The following is a 21,645-nucleotide window of genomic DNA, read 5'->3' as shown; positions in this document are numbered from 1 at the left end:
TTCTCCGCTATGAATTCTGAAGGGAGGTAGAAACAATGGAATGGCTCCAAGGTAAACGGGTGTTTATCCGCAGGGATGGGGAGGATCAGGGTTTCGATGGCGTCGTAACCGAAGTAAGGGGGAAGTGGATTTACGTAGCAGTATCCGACCCTGACCCTTCGGGTTTCGAAGGGATCTGGGTCAACACCGAACTCCAGAGGGAAATAGGGATCCTAAAGTAAGGGCCAGTCCTTCTTTTGAACATGTTCTTTCTGTGCCCGGTACAACGCACTCTGGACTGGCTAGGATATGGCATACAGGCTATGAACCTTCGCCCCCATCATCCTAGCGGAGGTTCACTTCTGGCGTGCCTCCTGCGTCACCAAGGGAAGTAATGCTGACTCTTTCGGCCACCGAAAAACCGGCTCAATAATTTGGCGCACACGCCGGACCCATCTACCCCCTCCTTTCCTCGTTTCTAAAACCGGGTCACCATTCGATGGGTTACGATTGACCCGGTTTAACCTTTCAGTTTGTGTAGCGATAGCCGCTGTCACCGGCAGGAAGCTCACCAACACGCAGAATTCGAAGGCTTCAGTTTATTACATGGAAAGGAATCTAACCTGAGGGGGAATAGAGAAACCAGGATGAAAAGGCATTATGTCGTCTTAATATTCTGTGTCATAGTTTCTATGGTGTTAACAGCACAATATCAAGTATTAACCAACCGCCACCCTAGCGGAGAACGCCCAACAGCTCATGACCGAAGCCACCCAGCACATTCCATTCCGGCCGGAGATCAAGATGTTGTTCCTATTGGACCCCCTGAGGGCACGGAATCTCGTAGACAAGTGACAAATACCGCAGAACATCCGGTCCTTTATCGGGACAAGGTAGTGGTCTTAATATACCACCACTTTGCTTCGCCAGAGAGCGATATCACCATTTCCCGCGAGCGTTTAGCTAGCCACTTGGAGCTTTTGACGAACAAAGGGTACCGGGTTATCGGCCTGGAGGATCTCGCTGGGTTTTTTGAGGGACGTCCCCTTCCGCCTAATGCTGTGCTCATAACGATAGATGACGGTTACAGCAGTGTTTACGAGGTAGCTTTCCCTGAGTTAAGGCACCGTGGGATGCCCGCAGTAGTGTTTGTAATTGGGGCTTACATGGGAAAAACGATAAATGGCTTGCGCTACTTCGGTTGGCCGGAAGCCAGAGAAATGAATGCTCACGGGATAGCCATCCAGTCACACACTTATAACCAGCACCATTTCGGGCGGGGAAAAGACGGCGTGCGGCGTCCCTTCTTGGAAGGCCCCTTAGAGGAGGAGACAGAACAGGACTTCGAGAAGCGGGTTTTTCAAGATCTTACAGCAGCTAAACGGGATTTAGAAAGTAATCTGGCCCGCCCCGCCTATGCGCTAGCCTGGCCTTACGGCCGAGCTTGCAGCAAAGCGCGGGACATAGCAGCCCGTTTGGGCTTTAAGCTTATATTTACTACCCACTATGGGGTAATTACACGTCAGAGCAATCCTTTGAATTTGCCGCGCATTAATGTGGGGTCGCCCAGAGTTACCGCTGCCGAGCTTGACTTACTTCTCCGACGGGCAACAGCGGTAACCGGGGACACCCAAACTGCAGAAACCCGCAAATCTCAGAATACTCGTCGCCAGGGGCAGTAAAAGGGTCAAAGGCAAGGATACAAACAGGGGAATGATCTGGGAGTACAGGACGGTAAGACCTACGGAAAGGCACGGGCAGAAGCGGTAGGAAAAAGTTCTACAACAAAAGTTGACTCCAAACAGGGAGGCCTCGAGCGAACGCTTAAGAAAGGATAAGTAAAGAAAAAGGGGTAAAGACTGAGGACTTTAGGGAGCGGGGGTAGAAAAAGCCCTGGAACTCAGTCGAAAAAGTGAAGAAACTTTACCGAAAAACCGGCCGCTGAAGGTCCGGCCTTCATATTCAGCCATGGGGTGCAACTCAGTTTGGACCCTGCGGGAGCTCTGTTCTAACATGTCACAAAAGCCAAAGCTGGCTAGCGAAGCAGGTGGAGGTTAGCCAGGCGAACCCGAGTGAGGCCTGCCTCCCGGGCCACATGATAGCATTCTTCTGCCTCTTCCCGGGTTACCAAAGGCAGATCGTCCAAAAGATGGCAGGGAGCAAAGGCCAGCAGAGTGTAAGGAATAGAAGGGTTGAGGTCGGCTAAGAAACGGGCTATACCGGCAACCACTCGCTTACCTACGTAGCCCGGTACCAGGAGGGTGCTGGCCACCAAGAGGGGAGGGTCAGGGCGCTGGTCAAAGTACCGGGAAAGATACCGAAAATTAGCCAGAGTCTGCTGGTTGCTTACGCCTGTGAGAAAGCGGTGGAGGTCGTCATCCCAAGCCTTAATATCAAACTTGATCACTCCGCCCGAAGCCAGGGCCAGTTCCACCATGGGTTCGAGGTAGCGAGGGTGCAGGTTGCCGTTGGTTTCCCAGCAGACGCGCATTATCCTACCCTCCGCCTTCTTGAGAGCCCGGCGGGCTACCGCCAGGGTGAAAGGCATCTGGGGTGATGGATCGCCGCCAAAAAAACAAATGCAAGCTGTCCTTTCGTCCAGGGAGTTTACAAGATCCTCTACGGTTAGGAGGGGCTCTCCCTTCTTAGCCATTTCGCGGTAGGTGCTATTTTGGCAGTAAAGGCAATCGAAAGAACACGCTCCTAAAAATACAGCTAAATTTTGGTAGCCCACTTCGGGTCCCGGCCGGTAGGCGTACTTAGGGTAGCCTGCACCAGTACCCCCCGGGCAAACCCATTCAGCTACGCAATTGGTGGGAAGGGGATCGAAATAAAAACTCCCTAGACCGATTCGAGCAGTCCCGGCCCTAGAAACAAGCTTGCCGTCGCTACAATAACGCAGGCGGCAGAAACCATCTTCACCTTCACCTAACTGGCACCGGTTGCCGCAAAAGACGCAGATAACCCCTCTCGGGGTACGTGGAGGTGAGAAAGGAGGGAAGATACGACTGCGCCTGTGGGCAGCTTCTGCAACTTCTTCCGCCAGGCGGAATTTTTGCTTCAGACATCCGCCACAAAGGTACCCCAGAACCCGGGCTGCCGGGCGCCCTGAATTACAGTGTCGGCACTCTACCCATTTTTTTCTGCGCATTTCGTTGCGACTCCTTACCGTCCCTACGCACGTAGACATACGTACCCAGAAGTACGCATGCCTGCCGCACCCGAGGCGATCAGCTCAACCTCCGGCCGGAGTTTCGTTAAGCGCTCGCCACATCTCAAGGCCGACGCCTGCTTTCTCCGACCGACGCGGGGCGAACGGCGTTCCCCACAGTTGGCGCCGGGGACTCCCACCCCGGAAGGAGAGCCGGAGCATCAGTGCCGCCCAGGTAAAACCGTGGCGGACTTCATCGTACCCAATCACATCCAGGGCCGTGCCTCATCAGACTGTGCCCAAGGCACAGCCCTCCACCGGTGCCTGAAAGGATAGGAGGGTCTATCCCCTCCCGCCCTCCTGCCCCTGTTAGGGGCCGCCCGTGACCTTGCACCGGCGCAAGCGCGGCCCATAGGGGAGTGGTACGTGGTCCCGGGCATCCTCACGGGTCCCCGGGAGGCGTTGCCGCTGCCCTCACCCCACCCGCACCGGTGCAGGAACCGACCGGCTAAAAGCCGCCGGCATATAAGAGACCTATACGGTCCCTGTAGTCTATTCTCTTCAGAACGGTACAGACCCGCTGCCAGTAGCTCCTCCTCGCCGTCCTCTTCCTCTCGGGAAGCCTTAAAGCAGGCGCCCTCCCCGCCCTCTCCAGGCCAAACCCCAGACCCCGCCGCGCTATCACGCACGCCGCCGCACCGTGCGGGCTCAGCCCATACCGGGCCATGAACTTTAACTGTCCAATAACCGAGGTGGCAAAGGGGTCAACGTTCTTGCCATCGGGCTTCAATATTCCCACGCCCTCACGGGCCGCACACGGCTCGACCATCGAGCGGAACTTCTTGTAGAGAAGACCCGAGAGCACCCGCCGCTGCCGGGGAGCAAGCTCCCTTAACGCGCGCTTCTTCGCCGCAAAGTCGAGATTTTCTATCGCCACCGGCTTACCCTGCGCCTTCGCATACAGCACCGCCTTCTTCACCGCCTCACCCAGAGCAGCGGCCACCTGCCCCCTGCTCCTGTCCCTCATCGGGACAGGGAGTCTAAACTCACGCACCGGGTTCCCAAAGCGGTCAACGTCGCCCACCTGGAGGAAGCCGTCGTTCAGGTCGATGCCCACCGCACCGTTCCACGGGCTGGTCGCCGGAGCCGGGTCGTCCCTCTCCACAGTGGCATGTAGGTACCAGTAGCCCTTGCGCCGCATAAAGCGGTAAATTATGGCCCTGTATTCCTTCTTTCCCTTCTTTAACCGCACGGGCTCCTTCGCTTTGTCCAGGTGCTCCTGGCCGTAGGGGAAGGCAACGCCCTTCAGCACAATGTACTTCCCAAACCGCCCCTCAAATTGATCCGCTACCCGGATGCGCAGGGTGTTGCGCTTCGTATAGGTGCAGGTCTGGTTGCCGCACGTCTCATCCTTTGACCCCACCACCAGAAAACTGCCCGACCTCGCCTGCCGCCAAGCTTTGAGCCATTCGCCGTGGTCCCGGTAGCCGTTGGCTCCCAGGTTGTGCTGGGCTTTGAAGAGCTTTCGCGAGCCAAAGCAGAGGCGGATTATCCCTTCTTCTATGTCTCTCCGCAGGTTCTCCAGCCTCTGCCGCAGGTTCCTCAGCCGCCGCTTCTTCTGGTGGAGAGTGAATTTCACCTTCTTCAGCCTGTCAATCTTTTTCTGCCACTTTTCCGTCCGGGGTTCCAGCTTCTCCAGGGATTTCAGAATGCTTTCGCGCTCCCTCTCCTTCCTCTTTATGGCCCGCTCGACGGACTCTATGCGCCCCAGCAGGTCGCGCTCTAAGTAGCGCAGGCTCTCCTGTACCGATTTCAATTTCCCGGAGAGGCTGTTGTATATGGAGTTGAACTGGCGGGCAGTAATGCCGTACTTCCGCGTATACCGCTTCTTCAGCTCCGAAACAGATACTTTTCTTATGTGTGTATCTACGTAGAGCTTCCTCTCTAAACGGCCGAAGAGTTCCCCCATGGCCTCAAAGTAGGGATAAGCGCCCTGGTCTTCAATCCGCGTCTGGTATGTCGCCAGCAGATGAAATCACCTCCCTCACCCTTTGAATTACTTCCTCCTTCCTCTTGCTCCTTGTGCCGTAAAGCCTGCCCGCAAAGCTGGTGACGATACTTAGCAGGTCCTCTACCAGTTCCTGTCGGGCTGTCTTCCTGTCTTCTTCGCCGCTTACTACATGCACCTTTACGCCGTGGCTCTCAAAATACGCCCTGAGGTAGTTAAACCCGAACCGGGTCAGCCTGTCCCGGTAGCTGACGGCTACATCGGTAATCTTGCCTTCCCTGGCCAGGTCCATCACCCTCATCAGGCCCTTCCGCCTGTCGTTCAGTCCCGACGACACGTCAGTTATTACTTTTATCTCATCAAACAGTCTCAGGTCGAATTTGGACCTTACCCGCTCTACCTGCCTGTCCAGGTCACCCTTCGCCTTCTGCTCATGGGACGACACGCGGGCGTAGATAACTAACACCCGGGAGGGCGAAGTGCGCAATTCCGTGTCCCCAGTTAGTCTTCTCACCTCCGACTCGGGAATTCTCCTCCTGCCACCAGGTGTCCTGACCACCTTTATCTTACCCGCTTTGTCCCAGCGCTGTAACGTTTTCGTGCATACCCCCAGAATCCTGCTTGCCTCGTGTAAGGAGTAAAGTTTCTCCATAAGCTATATTATAACCGCCAACATTACTTTCTGTCTATCTTTGTCTACTTAACCCGTAAACTGCTGGCAACCCTGCGGGAGGATAAAGGACCCTCCTCTTATCCGTAAAGCTGAGCTTCCCCATGGTAACTTGACCAAATCAGTGGTAATTACTACTTCCCCCTTCTGAGCTTGACTGCTACTCTTAGCCGTCCATTAGATGAGTTTCCCTCCAGGAGATATTGTACCCACCCCTACCAGAACTTCCACCAACGCTTCTTTTTCTTTTCGAGCGCCTGTCGCATTTGTTCCACCAGCCATCTGTCCCTTTCTTCGACCAGCCGGCCGGGTCTGTCTCCAAACGTGCGGCCTTCCCCTGCATGCTCTTCAGGCTGCTCCCGGACTGGGCCACGCCTGCTCTGAAACTCCTTCATTCCCCATCCCAGCCTTCCCCAAGTGCCTACCGCTTCCGGCTAGCCCAACCCGGGCTCGACAGGCCCACAGGTTCAAAATCGGGATGACCCCGGCGCTGCTCGCACATTTTGTTGAAGTACCGAACTAGGAGCATCAGCCCTTTGCGGCACCCGGAGTTCCACCAGCCGTTCGCTTTATACATTATTTTCCGGACGACCGCCATGTGCTTCCGCCTCCGGAAGACCTCGATTCTACTTTGCACTCTTTCGGCCAACCCGGGCCGGTATCGGGATGTTCTTCCTTTTTCTTACTTTTTCTTATCCAGCCAGATACACAACCTTCCACAATTCCGCCGCGAGTTCTTCCACGTAACGTCTGCCTTTGGACCCGTTTTCTAACTTGTCTAACCATCTCGGTGGAATTCCGTCCTTGCCGTGATAGGCGCCGCTGATGGCTCCGGTCATCGCTCCGATGGTGTCTGTATCGCCGCCCAGGTTTACCGCGTATACCAGGGCTTCCTCAAAACTTTCCAGATGCCGTAGAAAAGCGTATATGGCGGTGCAAACGGAGTGGGTGGCCCGAGAATCGTTGCCCAGCCGGGCGATAACCTCATCGCGGGATGGTGTCGACCGGAGCAGTTCCTCCACACAACCAAGCTTTTTCCTGTATTCCTCCCCCTCCGGAGACAAAAAATCCCTTAATTTCTCCACGAACTTGAAAGCATCTATGGGACCCGTGGAACTCAAGCTCAACGATATCGCATAAGCCTGAAGCGCCGCACCTTCCATCGCTAGAGGGTGAGCATGGGTCACCCGGGCAGAAACAATGGCTGCCCGTCTCAGTTGAGCTGGCTCCCGGGCATAAAAACAGGCTACGGGCGCCACCCGCATAGCCGCGCCGTTCCCGTAAGACCCGCCCGGAAAAACCATCTGCGAAGCTTCTTCCCACGGTTTGCCTTGACTGATCAAATCAAGTACAGCCGCTGTCCCAGGACCATACCCGCGTCTAGTATTGAAGTTACGGCAGAAAGTCCGGGCTAAGTCGTCCCCATCGATACCCTGGCAGCGGAGAAGCGACTCGGCAAGGCCGATCATCATTTCCGTATCATCGGTATACGTCCCCGCCCTCAGCCGGCCCGGGAGCATTTCCCGCACTTCGCCGTAATGTGCACAAATTTCTTCAGCAGTCCAGCCCTCAACGGGCATGCCTAAGGCATCTCCTACAAATGTTCCCAAAAAGGCACCAATGACTCTATCACGGGAACCGGGCTGAAAAGGCATGCAGTTAGCCCTCCTTATCTCAGGTACCCACACGCGAAAACGAGTACCAAAAATGACCGGCTAAAAAGATTCGTGCTGGAGAAGGAATTACAGCTAGCTATTCTTAGAGCCGTTTTGCTGGCTCAAAACAGCCGGAGCTGCTCTGGTTCGCCGCCGTCTTCGCCCTCTTCCCTGCGCTGCTTGCGCGTCATGCCATCAGTCACTTTGCCTGCTTCCACTACCCCGGGTCCATCTTCGTCTTCTCCAACGCGGGGAAGTGCAGTGCCCCCGGCTACGGTCAAGACTTTCTCCCTCGGCCCCACGAACTGCCAGCCGACCAGCTTCCCCTCTTCTCTCAGGTTGTAGTACTCAGCCATCCTCAGCAGGCCGACCTTGTTCGCGGCCTCCGCTACCGCCGCATCGCGGGTATAGAGCACCCAAGCGCCCCCCGTAAGGTACCACACTATAGTCTTGCTGCCGGAAGACAGTGCGGACACCTCCGGCTATGGCAGATTGCCCCAGTTTTCTTTTCCAGACACCCGCCCCGGTTAATACGGACGCTTGACAATGATGCCGATGAAATAAAAATGGTTCCGTCCATCAGTCTCTTTACTGATTAATATTTAGACTTTTCGCATACCACCCTATTTTTCCCTTCCCTTTTCGCCCTGTACATGGCTTCGTCAGCCCTGGCTATGAGGTCGTTCGCCGAAGGAGCCCCTTTGCCGCTGAATTCGATGGCGCCTATACTCACAGTCAGACGTACATTGGCATCGGGTAAAAAGCGGTGCGCTTCTATTTGAGACCTTATCCGCTCTAACGCAGTATAAGCGTTATTCATATCGGTATCGGGAAATATGATGACAAACTCTTCTCCACCGTACCGGATTACCTTGTCAGTAGTTCTCACTCCTTTTTTAATGATACCAGCCGCGGCACGTAACACTTCATCGCCCGCCTGGTGACCAAACTGGTCGTTGATAGCTTTAAAGTCGTCCAGGTCCAGCATGGCCACTACTAGAGGTTTTCCCTTTCTCCGTGCCTCCTTGAGCAGAGAGCCTAACACAGGGTACAAAGCAAACCTGCTATACAGCCCTGTAAGCCCGTCGTGTTCCAGCCGGTCTTTGAGCTGCAAGAAAAACGCATCAACGACTACCAGCATTTGGGCCAGGAACTCCGTAGCACGTTCGATATATATCCACTGGATGGAATCGCTGTCCCGCCTGACGCCCATTACTTCCCGGAAGGCCCTGGTATGTACATCTAAAATATTTGCTGCCTGCACCTGGTTCTCACCCAAACTGTCGGCTAGGGCCCGGTAAGCTTCCAGCAGTACTGCTTCCGTACCACCCTCGCAGACGTACCGTTCCAGGTAATTCTTGTAAGCTGTATAAAAGGTTTCTGAAGCCAATTTGACCCGCACCTCCTCATTATGTGCACCCAGGCGTTTAATTTCCCGGATATTTGGGTTAAGCGTAGCTGCCACACAGCCTGACCTATGCTCACACGGAAGCACTTGTAATCCGAACACACACAACGGTACGTCCTCTTCTGAGGTCTCCGGGCCGGTCGCCCGTAACACTCTTCAAGCCTTTTTCTAATGCTTATCCGCCGGAATTAGAATTCTTATCCCTGTCCGTTATGCGCGTACGCTGTCGCTCCGTCAGCAAACCCACTAAAACCTCCACCAGATGGGGGTCAAACTGGCTCCCTGCGCACCTCTTCAGTTCCTCAAGAGCTTCCTCATGCGTCACGGCAGGGCGGTAGGGCTTGTCCGTCGTCATGGCATCATAGGCGTCGGCTATAGCCAGGATGCGGCTCAAAAGGTGAATCTGCTCTCCCTGCAAGCCCTGGGGGTAACCCTGCCCATCCCAACGCTCGTGGTGCTGGAGAATATAAGGAGCTACTCTAGCCAGCTCCCCGGAAGAGAGGGCAATGCGGTACCCCACCTCAGGATGCCGCTGGACTTCTTCCCACTCTTCTTCTGTAAGAGGACCCGGCTTTAACAGGATATTGTCCGGTATTGCGAGCTTCCCGATATCATGTACGTCCACCAAAAGCCTGAGGTTATCTATCTCTTCGCGCGTAAGCCCCACCGCTTCTCCCAGCAGGCAGGCAACCTCTTTCATGCGTTCCGTGTTGTGGAAGTCCTTCTCCGCCAGGGCTGCTTTAAAGGCGCGGATTACCGCCGCCCGCGGGTCTCTCCCACTGGCCAGCTTGTTCATATACATCGCATCGTCTGCCTCTTTGTAGACTTCACGGAGGGGCCGGGAATTATCTTCCGCTGTTGCTGCACCCACAGAGATGCTTAAAGGAAGGTCTGGGTGCTCCGCACTATCCCTTTCTGCAGCTTCAATTATACGCCTGGCCACTTCTTCAGCCGTCTTCCGCCCTGTTTCGGGAAGGATTATGGCAAACTCGTCTCCACCAACCCGGGCCACTACATCAGAACTCCGGACACAGCTTGTGACCACCTTTGCCGCACGACGCAAAAGCTCGTCGCCCCGCTCGTGCCCCAGCATGTCATTGACTATTTTTAAGCCATCGAGATCGCAAACAATGAGGCTTACAGGAAAAGAGCGGCCCCTTTCCAGCCGCTGCAGTTCTTCCTCGAAGAAGGCCCGGTTGTAAAGGCCGGTGAGGGCATCCCGCGTGCTCCACCGCCTTAGTTCCTCCTCCATCTTCTTGCGGTCGCCAATATCGCGGATGCACTGTACCGCACCTAAAAGGTTCCCCTTGTCGTCGTGAATTGGGGCTACAAGCGTCCAGAAGTGAAGCCCTTTTCCGCCATAGGCACACGGGGCAAAACCTTCACCAATAAGAATCTGGCCCTTCCTCTCCACCTTTTCATATTCTTGTTCCCATTCCTTACCATTACCGAGCAAAATATCCACAAGGATGGGCCTCTGAGTCCCGTAAAAGGGGACGGCGTAGGCGTATTCCCCCCTGCCCAGGATTTCTTCTTTTTTAACGCCTGTCATTTCCTCAATGGCCCGGTTCCACACTAGCACCCTTCCGTCGCGGTCAACGGCAAGGGTGGCATCCGGGAGGCAGTCGAGGATTCTTTCGAGAAGATGAAGCCTCTCCACTAAGCCTTCTGGCGGAATTCCGGTGCTATCACTCAGGAGGAGTTCCAGAAGCCTCCTCGCCGTCCCGGTTTTCTCCTCCGGTAGAGCGTCCACCAGGTGGTACAGATCTTCTTTCTGCTGGCTTGGATTCATGCGCTCCACCGTCTCCTTCGCGCATCTTTTTTGGGATTATTTTTCTTTTTTTCTGGAAACAGACCCCGTCACTGCCGTTATGTCCTTGCTGAGTTGTACAGCCTTTTTGCACGTAAAAGGGCCAGCGGACCCCGAAACGTCCGCTGGCTTGAGCTACCCTCTCTTTCTAACCAACAGCCACATTATTGCGGAGCCCAAAAGCCATATCCCAGAGGCTGACAGAGCCCACAGAGGGCCTTCCTTAAACACCAGCCAGACTATCCCTGTGCCCAGAGCCCCACCAAGAGCAAAACCTAAGAACTCTTTTTTGCCCAAGAAAACCCATCCCCTTCCCCCTCAGGCGCACCGGAGTGACCTCGGCGTCAACATCACCAGCAGGTAACTGCTACCTCCGCCACACTAACTTCCTTTCCCCTCCACAACCGTAAAAACTCTTTTCCGGGTTGTTCCCCATTCCGGCGGGTTGCTGTTTTCCCCCAAGAGCCTAAAAGCATTCGGGTAGTGCTTCTTTCCTTCTTTTTCGGCGTACATGCGCGCGTCAGCAGCCAGGAGAAGAGAACGGGCGTCCCTACCATCTTCGGGGTAGGAGGCCAGCCCGGCCGAAATGCCAACTTTTATATCCCTAGTATAAGGCAGTTCTGCCAGCAGGTTCTCTTTAAGCCTGGCCTTGAATTTTTCAGGTCGTGGGCCCCGCCCGGCAAACAGAACCGCAAACTCGTCTCCCCCGTACCGGGCGGCTATGTCTTCCGCCCGCGTGCTCTTCCTTATTGCCCTCCCGGCCGCTTCCAAAACCGCGTCCCCCACTTGGTGCCCAAAGGTGTCATTTATCTCCTTCATGTTGTCCAGGTCCAGGACGGCCACTGTAAAGCTCCCGCCTCTTTCTAACCTGCGGTCCAGTTCCCGGAAGAACGTCCTGCGGTTGTAAAGACCTGTTAGAGGGTCGGTATCTGCTTCTCTCTTGAGTGCCAGGGCTACCAGGTGGAATTTTATAGTCAGTAGGTACATGGCTACTACAGTGACCGCTGTGCCGGCGTTCACCAGTACCAGGTCGCCCAGAACCTTTCCCCAGCTTTCGGAAAGTCCAAGTTTCATGTAATACGCATTTAAAAAAGTACCAACACCCATGGTTAATAACCCTAGAAAGAGCAGTTTTTCAGGCCAGCGTCCTTTCCGGTTACGCCCTCTGTAAAGGCAAATTCCCATACCCAGGGCGGACAGAAGATATATCACGATTTTACAGAACTCAGACAAATCCTTAGCCCGTTCTACACTCATTATCCGATGACCTCGCAGCCTCCTGCAGCAGACTAATTCGGCAGGGTACGCCAAAAACTTAAGTCTGTTTTCGAGGGTAAGTCAGCGCGGCCGCCTAAGCAGGAAAAGTATTTCGCCAAGCAGGGCCATTAGGGTACCCCCCCCCCCCGGTATAGCAATATCTTCCATTTCCGCCTGCGGTATTCGCAGAAATGCCTCCACCACCTGGGGGTCAAATTGCCGGCCCGCACACCGCTTCAGTTCCTCCCTCGCCTCCTCCGGGGTAAAGGCCTGCCTGTAAGGCCTGGCGGAGGTCATGGCGTCGTAAGCATCGGCCACACGAATTATGCGTGCGAGAAGGGGGATTTCCTCTCCCTGAAGGCCGGCCGGATAACCCCCGCCCCCGTAGTCTTCATGATGGTGCCGCACGGCTAGAATGACCTCCGCAGGGAACCGGGCCGGTTCTAAAATCCTCGCCCCTATTTCTGGGTGCCCCTGCATCTCTTTTCTTTCTTCCGGAGTGAGGGGGCCAGGTTTGAGAAGGATGTCTTCTTGTACACCAATTTTGCCCAGGTCGTGCAAAAGCCCGGCCAGGTAGACCTGTTCCTCTTCTTCCTCGCTAAGTCCCAGTATACGGGCGCAGGAGCGTGCCCATTTAGCTACCCGGACGGAGTGCCCTCTCGTGTATACGTCCTTGGCCTCCAGGGCCGCCGCCAGGGACCGCACGGTAGTTAGGTAGTATTCTCGCAGCGAGGAGTAAAGGCGGGCGTTCTCCAGGGCCAGCCCGGTCTGGCTTGCGATGGTCACTAAGTAGCCAATTTCCTCGTCACTCCAGCGCCGCGGGACCGAGGAATGAACTGCCAGCGTCCCCAGGAGCTTTCCGGCAGCGAGCACAGGCACCATGGCTATGGCTCCCACCTGCAACCCCTGAGCCCTGCACGGCAAGTCCAAACCGGCTGCGCTTATGTCTTCTACCACTGCGGGCTCTTTCGTCCGTACCACCCGGTCGATCAATGGACAGGTGGCTTTCTCCGCCGGCCGGAGACGTACTTCGTAACATACCCCTTCTCTCAGCCCTTCGCCCGCCTTAAGCACTACCTCCCCGGCCCTTTCTTCGTAGAGCCGCAGCGCGCACCACGGCGCCCCAAAGAGTTCCTTCAGGCTCGCCAGGGCTCTTTCAATTATCATATCCACGTCCAAGCTGCCCGCTATCGCCTGTCCTATTTCGATTAGCCGTTCGAGCATCGCTGCCCTTTCCTGCACTTTCCGGAAAAGCCGGGCATTTTCTAACGCCAGCCCCAAAACGGCACCCAAGGTGGTCAGGAAGATAGCTTCTTCTTCGGTGAAGCGCTGCCCCCCTGGCTTGCCCGCTAGGGTGAGTACCCCAGTTACTTTACCCCCAACTGTAAGCGGCACCGCAACTGCCGGCCGCCTTCCTTCGGGGGTGCTCTCACCGGGACGGCTGTCAAAGTGTGCGGCGATAGCTTCCCGCCCAACGGCGGCTATTATTTCCCCTGCTGGAACAACCTTTAACTCGCTCGAGGGCTCTATGGTAGCCGCCACTTCGGGAGCCGCCGCCCCTAACTCCTCTTCGCTAAGCATCACCACCGACCCGCTGGTGGCACCCGTCAGTTCCAGCACCGCCCGGAGCGCCTTCCGGGCGGCTTCGGCCACCTGAAGGCTACTGGAAACTGTTTTGCTGAATTCAAAAAGGGCTGTGAGTTCGTCTACTTTTTTCTGAAGTTCCTGTCTAGCGTACAGTAGCTGGGCCACGGTTTCCGTTACTGCCCGCATCATCTCGGTCGCAGTCCGGAGCTGCTCTTCGGACCATACGGGTACCCCTTGGGCCGCTGCCCAAAGCTCTTCACGGTCAATCCCTGTTTGCCGGGCTAGCTCAGCCACTTCCTCTTCTGTGAGGACCTTAAGCGATACATTACCGCCTAGCAGTACCGCTACTGTTTCTCCTGCCACCCGAAGGGGTACTGCCAGGTGCACCAGCCCGGCATGGCAGGTGTGGAGGACCAACCTCCCCGCGTCCACGGCAGCCCTGGCAGAGACTACACGTGAAGCTGCACACCTGGCCCTTCCTTCCGGATTAGCATTGAGGAGGGCGCAGAAAGAGCACAGGTTGGAAGTGTGGGTAAGGAGTTGTCCATCCGGGTAGGTGACCGAAGCTGAGAGACCCAGGGCGTGGCTCATGCTGTCTTGCAGTCTTTGTAAGCCGATCTGCTTCAGCGCTTCGTAGTATTGCATCAATTTCCCTCTTTCCATGAAGGAACCGCATACCTCCTGCTGGCAGTGCTCGCCAGAAAAGGCTTACTTGCCCTACCGGCAGTCCCGCAAGAGGGTTAAATGCCGCTCCTTTTGCAGTCACGCTTTGCCTCCTTGTCCGCGTACATCCTGGCGTCGGCCACTGCGAGCAATGTATCTACGTCCTTCCCGTCTGCCGGGAACCGCGCCAGCCCCACCGAGAGGCTCAAGGGTATCTCTTCGCCCGAGAAGCACACCGCCTTCAGGTGTTTGTCCAGCCTGGCCCGCAGGGTCTCCTCCCGGGGCCCCTTACCGGGGAAGAGGACGACGAACTCGTCGCCGCCGTAGCGGGCCACCACGTCGCCGTCCCTGACGCTCTTCAGGACGGCCCCGGCGGCCTGCCTCAGGGCCTCGTCGCCGCACTGGTGGCCGTAGGTGTCGTTTATGGCTTTCATCCCGTCCAGGTCGAGGACCGCCACCGCGAATGTGCGGCCCGACGACCGGGCCTTCTCCAGCGCGCGCTCCGCCGCATCAAAGAAGGCCCTCCTGTTGTAGAGCCCTGTGAGCGGGTCCCGCTCGGCCTCGTGCTGGTACCTGCACGAGGCCCGGGCCAGCTCCGTGAGCATCGCGGCCGCCGACCACGCGATGAGGAGGGTGCCCAAATTGAACAGTATAAGCTCTCCGACCACTCTCTTTACAATGTAGGGGATTGCGAAAAATTCGCCCAGGAGGTCTACCGACAGCCCGGTCAGGGCGAGTGCAAGACCGGCCATCATGCCTGCGAGCATTGTTCCTTGGCAGCCGGGCCTCGGCCTTCGGGAGAACCAAGCCAGCCAGATCATGGAAGCTAAATAGATAACGAGCTTGCTGGCCTTGCAGGCCACGCGCAGCCAGTCTACAACCTGGATCCTTTCCAGTGCCACTATTTATCTCCTCAATCGTGCTTTATCGTTCTGGGCCGTAGCGGATAAGCCTGTCCACCAAGAGTACCAAGTCTTCAGCCCCGAAGGGTTCGAGCAGGCAGCTCGCGTTCTCCCTCTCCGCGGCCCACCTGCCCAAGGCGGCGTCGCCTCCCCCGGCCAGGACGACGATCGGCACCGTCCGGTAACCGGGGAGGGCCCTGATGGTCTCCAGCAGGCCCAGGCCGCTCATTTCCCGGAGGCGGAGGTTCAGCACCACGGCGGCGTACACCGCGGAGACGGCTTTTGCCAGGGCCTCGCGGCCCGTGCCGGCCTCATCCACGGTATAGCCCCTCTCCTCCAGCGCGGCCCTGGTGGTCAGCCTGGCGAGGGTCGATCCCTCTACCAAGAGTACGGTTTTTGATGGAGAACGCGATATTTCCTTTCACCTTTTTGCGGTTATCGTCCCGGTGCCGTACCTGTCTTCGCGGGTAGCGGGATCGGGTGGGGCACCGATGTGCACGGATATTCTTCAGATTCGACGCTGGATGCTGTTGTTCCTCTGTTACTCTCTTTTTCCTATGACGCGCTTTCTTGGGAAGGCGACGCGAGACGCTACCCGCTTTGCCGTATAAATGGCGCCAAAAACGGTGCAGAAGCCAAAGAGGTACTGTAGTAACCTCCCCAGGGAAAGTACCTACCTTGCACCAAACGACAGTTGGAGAGATTGAGAAAAGACGGGGTTACTATGTATTTTCTTGTCCTTTTTTACTACACTTGAAAGGCAACTGGCTTGTGAAACCAAGAACCAATTTTCCTTCCGCCAGGGATGGGGTTTCTGACGACAAAGTTTTTGAGCCATAAGCTCTTTAAGCTCGCGTTGAAATGTATTAGATGTATGCATAGGAACGCAGAGTTTAAGGCATTCCAAGGCTTGTTCTAAGATGCTCTTCAGAACATCATAAGACCCGGTTGGCTAGTACATACTTATCTTGGGAGCTTCCCCAAACAAAAAGCTCCTACCCTGGAAAGGTTCCAAGGTAGGATTATCCAACCCCTACAGGTAATTACGATGGAGTCCGTTACTATTACTGCCAACAATTTAACAGTTTCTTTACTCCAATGTCAAGTATGAAATACCCCGGCTACGCATATTCCGGCCTTGCACAAAACTAGAGTATTGCGTCTTAAGCACGAGTAAGGAGGAAGAGCCGGGTGATATGTCGCAAACTTAAAGCTTTAGTTTGCTTCCTATACAGGCCCTACACCCTCCTTAGCTCGCACACGCCTGGCCGAAAAAACCTTTTAGCAACATTTAGGGGATACTCCGCGACTCCTGAAGAAGCGCTTTAGATTTTCCGGAACCTCGGATACGGGTTTCCTTTCCTCGAGAGTATGAGGCTGAGGTCCGTAAACTTCACGCAAGATAGCATCGATGATCATGGCCTTAGGCGGTACAGAGTATTCTTTACCCTCCCACAACCACACCCGGCAGTTCACGTTCTCCCCGGATAGGTCGCTACAGGGTTCGCAAGGACTTTCGATTACTTCCAGCTGTATATCCCGGCCGTTTATGCGGATAGTGGGAGAGCTCACGAAACCTAGCTCTAAGGCCTGGTTTTCATCTTCTACCTGGATCTTTTCGACCTTGACATCTACTCCGGCAGCTTCCAATACTCGGGCGACGTCAGACACAGCTTCTTCCAAAACTTTTTCTGTTCCCTGACAGCGGGTGCACTTACTGAGGTCTAGATACAGAAATTGGATATTTACTTTTTTCCCGAAACTTACCGCTTCCCTCTCATGCTCTGAGCCCTGTTCGGGTGATGGGTTACAACAGGAAGCCTGTGCAGGGCTACAGCAGGAAGCCCCTGGCGTAAAACCGCTGGAGATTCGCGGCGAACAACAAATTGTACCTGTAGATTTAGGCTCCATAAGTTTATCCTTCATTTAAGAAAAAACCTCCCCCTGTAAAAGTTTCTTACTCCTCATAACCGGTCATGCCTGGTAGGCACAACTAATCATGACAACTAGTAAAAGTAATTGAAAGGGCTATAATGTACCAAATGACAGGCGCCTTCTGTCATTGTTCTTGGAATTGCCTCAACCACCAACTGTTAACCGATTACCCTCGGGTTTACGTGCCCGAATAAAGGCGCTTGCTAGAGAGTCAATATAGGATGCCACCTCTTCTTCCATTTCACAACTTAGAAATCCTTTGGGTAGATCAGACCGGCCAAAGACACGGATTATTTGCAGTTCTACATTGATAAAACCGGCTTCTTCCAGCAGGCGACGGTATTCCGTCTCCGTCAGGGCGCCGGCAATGCAGCCAGCCCAAAGGTCAACGTTTTCCCCAAGACGGGAAGGCTCAACATTTTGCCTAAGACGGGTAGGTACCTCTTTCTTCCAGACCATATCGAAAACGGCAAAGCGCCCACCGGGTTTAAGAACACGGAAGGCTTCCTTAAACACTTTAGGTTTATCCGCAGCCAGATTGATAACACAGTTGGAGATGATTACATCTACGTGATTGTCCGGCAAGGGGATGTTTTCTATATCGCCTTTTAAGAACTCCACGTTGGTCAGCCCGCTCCGGCGCCGGTATTCTTCGGCCAGGGCTAACATTTCCTCAGTCATGTCCAGGCCGTATACCTTCCCCTTCGGTCCCACCCGCCGTGCACTCAGCAGGACATCCAGCCCGGCCCCGCTACCGAGGTCCAAGACCACTTCACCCTCATTTAAATCTGCCAGAGCGACGGGGTTACCGCAGCCAAGGGAGGCATTGAGCAACTCGCGGGGCAGGCCTTTTGTTTCCTCCGGGGTATAGTCACAGCTCCCGAAGCATCCTCCCGCGGTGCAGCAGCTTCCCATCTCGCCTGCTTGTACCATCCTGGCCGCCGCAGCATATCTTTCTTTTACGGTCTTTTTTAAAGAATCACTCACTGGCAACAGCCCCCTTCTAGTTTTTTTACGGCTGCCACAAGGAGGTCTAAACCCTCGAGGACTACCTGCCGTTTTTCCGCGGGTATCTGCCTTAAAATCCTATGGACGTACTCGTTCATGCCTCGGTTGATAACCTCCACCAGTTCCCGGCCGGTGTCCGTTAAAAACAATGCTAACCGGCGGCGGTCCCCGGGATCGGCTTCTCGTTTTAAAAGCCCTCTGCGCACCAAACCGTCGGCCACCCGGCTGACGGTGCTTAAATCTAGCCCCAGTGCTGCGGCCAGCTCGCTCAAGGAGGTTTCCCCTTCCTTTCGGCGGGAGACTTCCAGCAGCAGGTGGCACTGCGAAAGGGTTATCCCGCAGCAACCTACTTCGCTTTTTTCCAGCAACTGCATAGCTCGGGCTAGTTCAGCTAGTAACTGGTGCAGACGGACTACTGGTAATTCATCTTGCATATTCTCTCACCCAGAATAATTGTATCATACATGTGTTGTGTTATGCAAGGATTTTATACAGATATTACTGTGGGCTCGACAGAAGAGTAACTTCTTCCCTTCCCTTAAAAAGGTAGGACTTCAGGCTTGCGACACCGGCCCCGCCGAGGTGGTTGCTAGGGACCTCTCGTGTTGCCTTGAGGACTTTCTACAGTCTTAGCAGGCATCACGCAGACCTTTCCCCGCCTTTTCAGGTTTCCTTTTATCAAGGCAAGCGATATTACCTTGAGGCGTTACCCTGTGTTTTCTATGCTCAAGCTTTTCACCTTATCAGGTTATCAGGAGAGAAAAGATAGACACCTATATAAAATAAGAGGGAGTGAGGTATAAGGAAGTATTGTATAACTCTAAAAATCTAAAAAATAGGCCGGGCTAATATTTTAACCCGACCATTTAGCGGAAAAGTGCACCTGCAAGCTATAGTATAGATTAAAATGGTAGGGCAATCATACGAACAACTCCGATTTGCTAGGGCCCTCCATTGGGGAGGCTACTTTTTCTGTGCCTCATCAGATTTATCCTGATTGTTTACTTCATCTTTGGGCACTATTTTAATGTTGCAGCAACAGCCACCTCCCAACAATCCGCCTAAAAAGCCTCTCTTGCTCTTCCCTTCCTTTTTCTTTTCTGCCATGGAAAACACCCCCCACTTTGGTTTATTTCAACAATCCTCCAGCGTAAATGTTAACCGCAACATCCTGATCCGCGACTGCCTCCAAGTAAGCGGCCTAGAAACCCTTTTCCGGTAGAAAATGGTGTTATAAGCTGCTTTAGGTTTCCGGACCCGCACTTCGGACATACAGCACTGCTTTTTTCAGCGTTGGATACAAGCAGCGTAAACTGATGCTGACACTCGTTGCACCGGAATTCAAATAAAGGCATACCCTCACCCCGCCGAAACAAGGAAGTTAAAGAGATAGCCAATTATTGTGGCAATGAGGAACATAGTGATGATATAAGCGATCCAGAGTCTTCTTTTAAAGACTCCCGCCAGCATAGACAGCTCGGGAATGCTGGCACCCGCACCTCCGATGGTTAGGGCCATAATGGCACCTACACTGACGCCCTTCTGGATCATAGCAAAGCCCACCGGAATCATGGTTTCTGTCCGGACATATAAGGGAACCCCTATTGCCGCAGCTACTGGGATGGCAAATGGGTTATGCGGTCCAGCAATGCGGACCAAAAAACTCGCCGGTACGAAGCCGTAGATAAAGGAACCGATGGCCACACCTACCAGCAGGTAAGGTACCATCTGGCGAAAGAGCCCCACAGCGTTCTGCGCCGCCGTTTTGATCCGCTCCTTCAACGTGACAGGTCCGCCCTTCTCAGAATTTTGCAGAGCACCAATAATACGCACATCTTTTACGTACTTCGCTAGGCCCAGTGCATCCAGGATAATACCCGCTAAAACGGCCGCAATAAAGGTGGTAACTATATAAAGCACAAGGACGCGCCGCCCCAGCAAAGTACCGAAGAGAGAGAGTACAACCGGATTGAAGACCCCCAGCGGAGAAGCTATTAAAAACGACATGGCCACTCCGAAAGGTACACCCAGTTCAAGTAGCCCCATCAGCATGGGAACCGCAGAGCAGGAGCAAAAAGGTGTGACTCCCCCAAATACCGCGGCTACGATGTTCCCTAAGCCAAGCCGTTTCCCCTTAAGAGCGCTCTGTACCCTTTCCGGAGAAACGTACTGCAGGATGAGGCTGACAAGGAAAGTAATCCCAATAAAAAGTACTACAAGTTCAAGGGAAATCTGAATGAAGAACCTCAATGCTGTAACCAGGTTGTTGACCTGTTCGCTCAATACTACAACACCTCCAGGAAGTCATAATGCTACCTGCCGTTCTTCCCCCACCTCTTGTTTCCCCGTGCTACCTGTAGCACATATTTCTGAACTTTGGGCTTTAACTGCTTCTAATATATAGCACGCCACCTCCGCCCACGCCCGAGCCGCCACACTATAGGCACGTTCTCCCAAGGGAGTTAAGGTATATACTTTCCGTTCGCGTCCCGATACTACCTGCGTCTCTACAGTCACCACTCCTGCCTCCACAAATTCCCTCAAAAGTGGATATAGGCTCCCTTCCGTAGGGGCACAGCATCCTCTGGTCAAGGCGGCTACCTGCTTGGTTATTTCGTACCCGTGTAAGGGACGCATGTGCAAAGCGTGGAGGATGAAGAAGCGTGAAAGGCACATCCTAATTAAGCTAGTCCAGTATTCTACGGAGTCGTATTTCGTACCGCCCACCCCCTTTGATGACAGAAAAATGTATCTTCCATCAATGCATTATACCCCTATATATTCTTCCTGTCAATGGCATAAGAAATCGCCCCAAAATGAAAAGCCCCCTTCTTTAGAGCGAATCTATTAAGTTACACCAAGCAAAGAAGGAACATTCATGGCTATTATTGTCACAACAGAGGGTTTTTGAACTGGAGGGAAATCGAAAATTTAGAGGCAGCTCTATTGGGTCAGGCTTAATACTTGAATACATGCCTGACGAAAAATTGGGGGCAAAACTGGAGAGATAACGGGATATTTGGGGATAACTATCCTAATAAGAAGTGCGCCGAACCCTGACCCTTAGGGATAGTATGTCAACGTTCTTAACCCCCCGCAACTAATTGCCTTAAAGCCTCCCGCAACACAGTATATTCTTCACGGGCTAAAAGCCCACATTCGTCTAAGGACCGGTACCCCATAAATATCTTACCCGCAAAAGCCAGGCAAGTGGGCTCACCGCATTGTTTGCAATTTTTACCCGGGAGATATTTGTATATCTCCAAGGCTGTGGGTCGCCGGCGCCGGGTGTAAAGGGGTTCAATTTGGTCCCGGCGGGCATAAGTGTCGTTAACTAAATCTTTAAACCAATCCAGAGTCTTAAACGCATCGGTAGTATTAAGCGCTTTAGCTATAGTCATCTCTTGGGGATAGACTGTCAGCAGGCGAAATTCCTTAGTAAAGGTTAATGTATGGATTTCAGGATTATAAACAGCGTGGGGAATAACCGCGTTAAGATAGGGCATTAATTCGCGGATATCGCGGGAGAAGCGGGCCTTTAGGCGTATCTTCTCCGGGTCAGCCAGGCAGGGCTCCATGTAGATTATACGTATATCTTGTAAGTACATAGTT

At 54.2% G+C, this 21,645-nt stretch carries 23 protein-coding genes; 2 read left to right on the top strand and 21 right to left on the bottom strand.

Annotation, left to right across the window (positions count from 1 at the left end; all coding sequences use genetic code 11):
* Nucleotides 1-35 precede the first annotated feature (35 nt).
* Both B9A14_RS08870 and B9A14_RS08865 read left to right on the top strand, forming a co-directional pair.
* On the top strand, nucleotides 36-221 hold the full coding sequence (locus B9A14_RS08870) for a hypothetical protein (protein ID WP_084665356.1): 186 nt from the start codon (nucleotides 36-38) through the stop codon (nucleotides 219-221).
* A gap of 609 nt (nucleotides 222-830) precedes the next feature.
* Nucleotides 831-1,661 carry a polysaccharide deacetylase family protein gene (locus tag B9A14_RS08865; RefSeq protein WP_172839118.1) on the top strand — a complete coding sequence of 277 codons (831 nt, stop codon included), beginning with the start codon at nucleotides 831-833 and terminating at the stop codon, nucleotides 1,659-1,661.
* Nucleotides 1,662-2,014: 353 nt separating this feature from the next.
* On the opposite strand, the gene B9A14_RS08860 is transcribed toward B9A14_RS08865, so the two are convergent.
* The 21 genes from B9A14_RS08860 to B9A14_RS08770 form a co-directional block, all read right to left on the bottom strand.
* Nucleotides 2,015-3,130 (bottom strand): radical SAM protein, encoded by a 1,116-nt coding sequence (locus tag B9A14_RS08860; protein ID WP_084665354.1) that lies wholly within the window; start codon nucleotides 3,128-3,130, stop codon nucleotides 2,015-2,017.
* Between the two features lie 508 nt (nucleotides 3,131-3,638).
* Nucleotides 3,639-5,099, bottom strand: coding sequence for a transposase (locus B9A14_RS08855; RefSeq protein WP_231967668.1), 1,461 nt, complete (start codon nucleotides 5,097-5,099; stop codon nucleotides 3,639-3,641).
* A 31-nt stretch (nucleotides 5,100-5,130) separates the two neighbouring features.
* On the bottom strand, nucleotides 5,131-5,790 hold the full coding sequence (locus tag B9A14_RS08850; RefSeq protein ID WP_084665352.1) for an IS607 family transposase: 660 nt from the start codon (nucleotides 5,788-5,790) through the stop codon (nucleotides 5,131-5,133).
* Nucleotides 5,791-6,023: 233 nt separating this feature from the next.
* On the bottom strand, nucleotides 6,024-6,203 hold the full coding sequence (locus B9A14_RS08845; RefSeq protein ID WP_084665351.1) for a hypothetical protein: 180 nt from the start codon (nucleotides 6,201-6,203) through the stop codon (nucleotides 6,024-6,026).
* Nucleotides 6,204-6,229: 26 nt separating this feature from the next.
* Nucleotides 6,230-6,406 (bottom strand): hypothetical protein, encoded by a 177-nt coding sequence (locus B9A14_RS17160; protein WP_157109889.1) that lies wholly within the window; start codon nucleotides 6,404-6,406, stop codon nucleotides 6,230-6,232.
* 94 nt (nucleotides 6,407-6,500) lie between these two features.
* A complete protein-coding gene (locus tag B9A14_RS08840) occupies nucleotides 6,501-7,463 on the bottom strand; it encodes an ADP-ribosylglycohydrolase family protein (protein ID WP_084665350.1) in 963 nt (320 codons plus the stop codon).
* Nucleotides 7,464-7,585: 122 nt separating this feature from the next.
* On the bottom strand, nucleotides 7,586-7,879 hold the full coding sequence (locus tag B9A14_RS08835; protein ID WP_084665349.1) for a hypothetical protein: 294 nt from the start codon (nucleotides 7,877-7,879) through the stop codon (nucleotides 7,586-7,588).
* Between the two features lie 179 nt (nucleotides 7,880-8,058).
* Nucleotides 8,059-9,024, bottom strand: a complete 966-nt coding sequence (locus tag B9A14_RS08830; protein ID WP_231967666.1) for a GGDEF domain-containing protein — start codon at nucleotides 9,022-9,024, stop codon at nucleotides 8,059-8,061.
* A gap of 22 nt (nucleotides 9,025-9,046) precedes the next feature.
* Nucleotides 9,047-10,663, bottom strand: coding sequence for a diguanylate cyclase domain-containing protein (locus tag B9A14_RS08825; protein WP_084665347.1), 1,617 nt, complete (start codon nucleotides 10,661-10,663; stop codon nucleotides 9,047-9,049).
* Nucleotides 10,664-11,062: 399 nt separating this feature from the next.
* Nucleotides 11,063-11,938, bottom strand: coding sequence for a GGDEF domain-containing protein (locus tag B9A14_RS08820; protein WP_084665346.1), 876 nt, complete (start codon nucleotides 11,936-11,938; stop codon nucleotides 11,063-11,065).
* Nucleotides 11,939-12,019: 81 nt separating this feature from the next.
* Nucleotides 12,020-14,188 carry a PocR ligand-binding domain-containing protein gene (locus B9A14_RS08815; protein ID WP_157109888.1) on the bottom strand — a complete coding sequence of 723 codons (2,169 nt, stop codon included), beginning with the start codon at nucleotides 14,186-14,188 and terminating at the stop codon, nucleotides 12,020-12,022.
* A gap of 77 nt (nucleotides 14,189-14,265) precedes the next feature.
* Nucleotides 14,266-15,090, bottom strand: a complete 825-nt coding sequence (locus tag B9A14_RS08810; protein WP_084665345.1) for a GGDEF domain-containing protein — start codon at nucleotides 15,088-15,090, stop codon at nucleotides 14,266-14,268.
* A gap of 22 nt (nucleotides 15,091-15,112) precedes the next feature.
* Nucleotides 15,113-15,475 carry a response regulator gene (locus B9A14_RS08805; protein WP_172839117.1) on the bottom strand — a complete coding sequence of 121 codons (363 nt, stop codon included), beginning with the start codon at nucleotides 15,473-15,475 and terminating at the stop codon, nucleotides 15,113-15,115.
* Nucleotides 15,476-16,371: 896 nt separating this feature from the next.
* Complete coding sequence (locus tag B9A14_RS08800) at nucleotides 16,372-17,016, bottom strand: DUF2703 domain-containing protein (protein WP_197686497.1); 645 nt, start codon at nucleotides 17,014-17,016, stop codon at nucleotides 16,372-16,374.
* A 153-nt stretch (nucleotides 17,017-17,169) separates the two neighbouring features.
* Nucleotides 17,170-18,012 (bottom strand): arsenite methyltransferase, encoded by an 843-nt coding sequence (gene arsM / locus B9A14_RS08795; RefSeq protein ID WP_084665343.1) that lies wholly within the window; start codon nucleotides 18,010-18,012, stop codon nucleotides 17,170-17,172.
* Nucleotides 18,009-18,467: a MarR family winged helix-turn-helix transcriptional regulator gene (locus B9A14_RS08790; protein WP_084665342.1), complete on the bottom strand. Its 459-nt coding sequence runs from the start codon at nucleotides 18,465-18,467 to the stop codon at nucleotides 18,009-18,011. The genes arsM and B9A14_RS08790 overlap by 4 nt, the downstream gene beginning before the upstream one ends.
* Before the next feature lie 529 nt (nucleotides 18,468-18,996).
* Nucleotides 18,997-19,140 (bottom strand): hypothetical protein, encoded by a 144-nt coding sequence (locus tag B9A14_RS17155; RefSeq protein WP_157109887.1) that lies wholly within the window; start codon nucleotides 19,138-19,140, stop codon nucleotides 18,997-18,999.
* 50 nt (nucleotides 19,141-19,190) lie between these two features.
* Nucleotides 19,191-19,388, bottom strand: a complete 198-nt coding sequence (locus B9A14_RS18275; RefSeq protein ID WP_084665341.1) for an FmdB family zinc ribbon protein — start codon at nucleotides 19,386-19,388, stop codon at nucleotides 19,191-19,193.
* Between the two features lie 4 nt (nucleotides 19,389-19,392).
* Complete coding sequence (locus B9A14_RS08780) at nucleotides 19,393-20,316, bottom strand: permease (RefSeq protein WP_084665340.1); 924 nt, start codon at nucleotides 20,314-20,316, stop codon at nucleotides 19,393-19,395.
* Nucleotides 20,317-20,337: 21 nt separating this feature from the next.
* On the bottom strand, nucleotides 20,338-20,760 hold the full coding sequence (locus B9A14_RS08775) for a PadR family transcriptional regulator (protein ID WP_197686496.1): 423 nt from the start codon (nucleotides 20,758-20,760) through the stop codon (nucleotides 20,338-20,340).
* Between the two features lie 359 nt (nucleotides 20,761-21,119).
* Nucleotides 21,120-21,641: a (Fe-S)-binding protein gene (locus B9A14_RS08770; protein ID WP_084665339.1), complete on the bottom strand. Its 522-nt coding sequence runs from the start codon at nucleotides 21,639-21,641 to the stop codon at nucleotides 21,120-21,122.
* Nucleotides 21,642-21,645 lie beyond the last annotated feature (4 nt).

It is taken from the genome of Thermanaeromonas toyohensis ToBE, assembly GCF_900176005.1.
Lineage (GTDB): Bacteria > Bacillota > DSM-521 > Neomoorellales > Neomoorellaceae > Thermanaeromonas > Thermanaeromonas toyohensis.
Note: the sequence above shows the minus strand (reverse complement) of the source record. Positions and strands in the feature narration are given on the sequence as shown.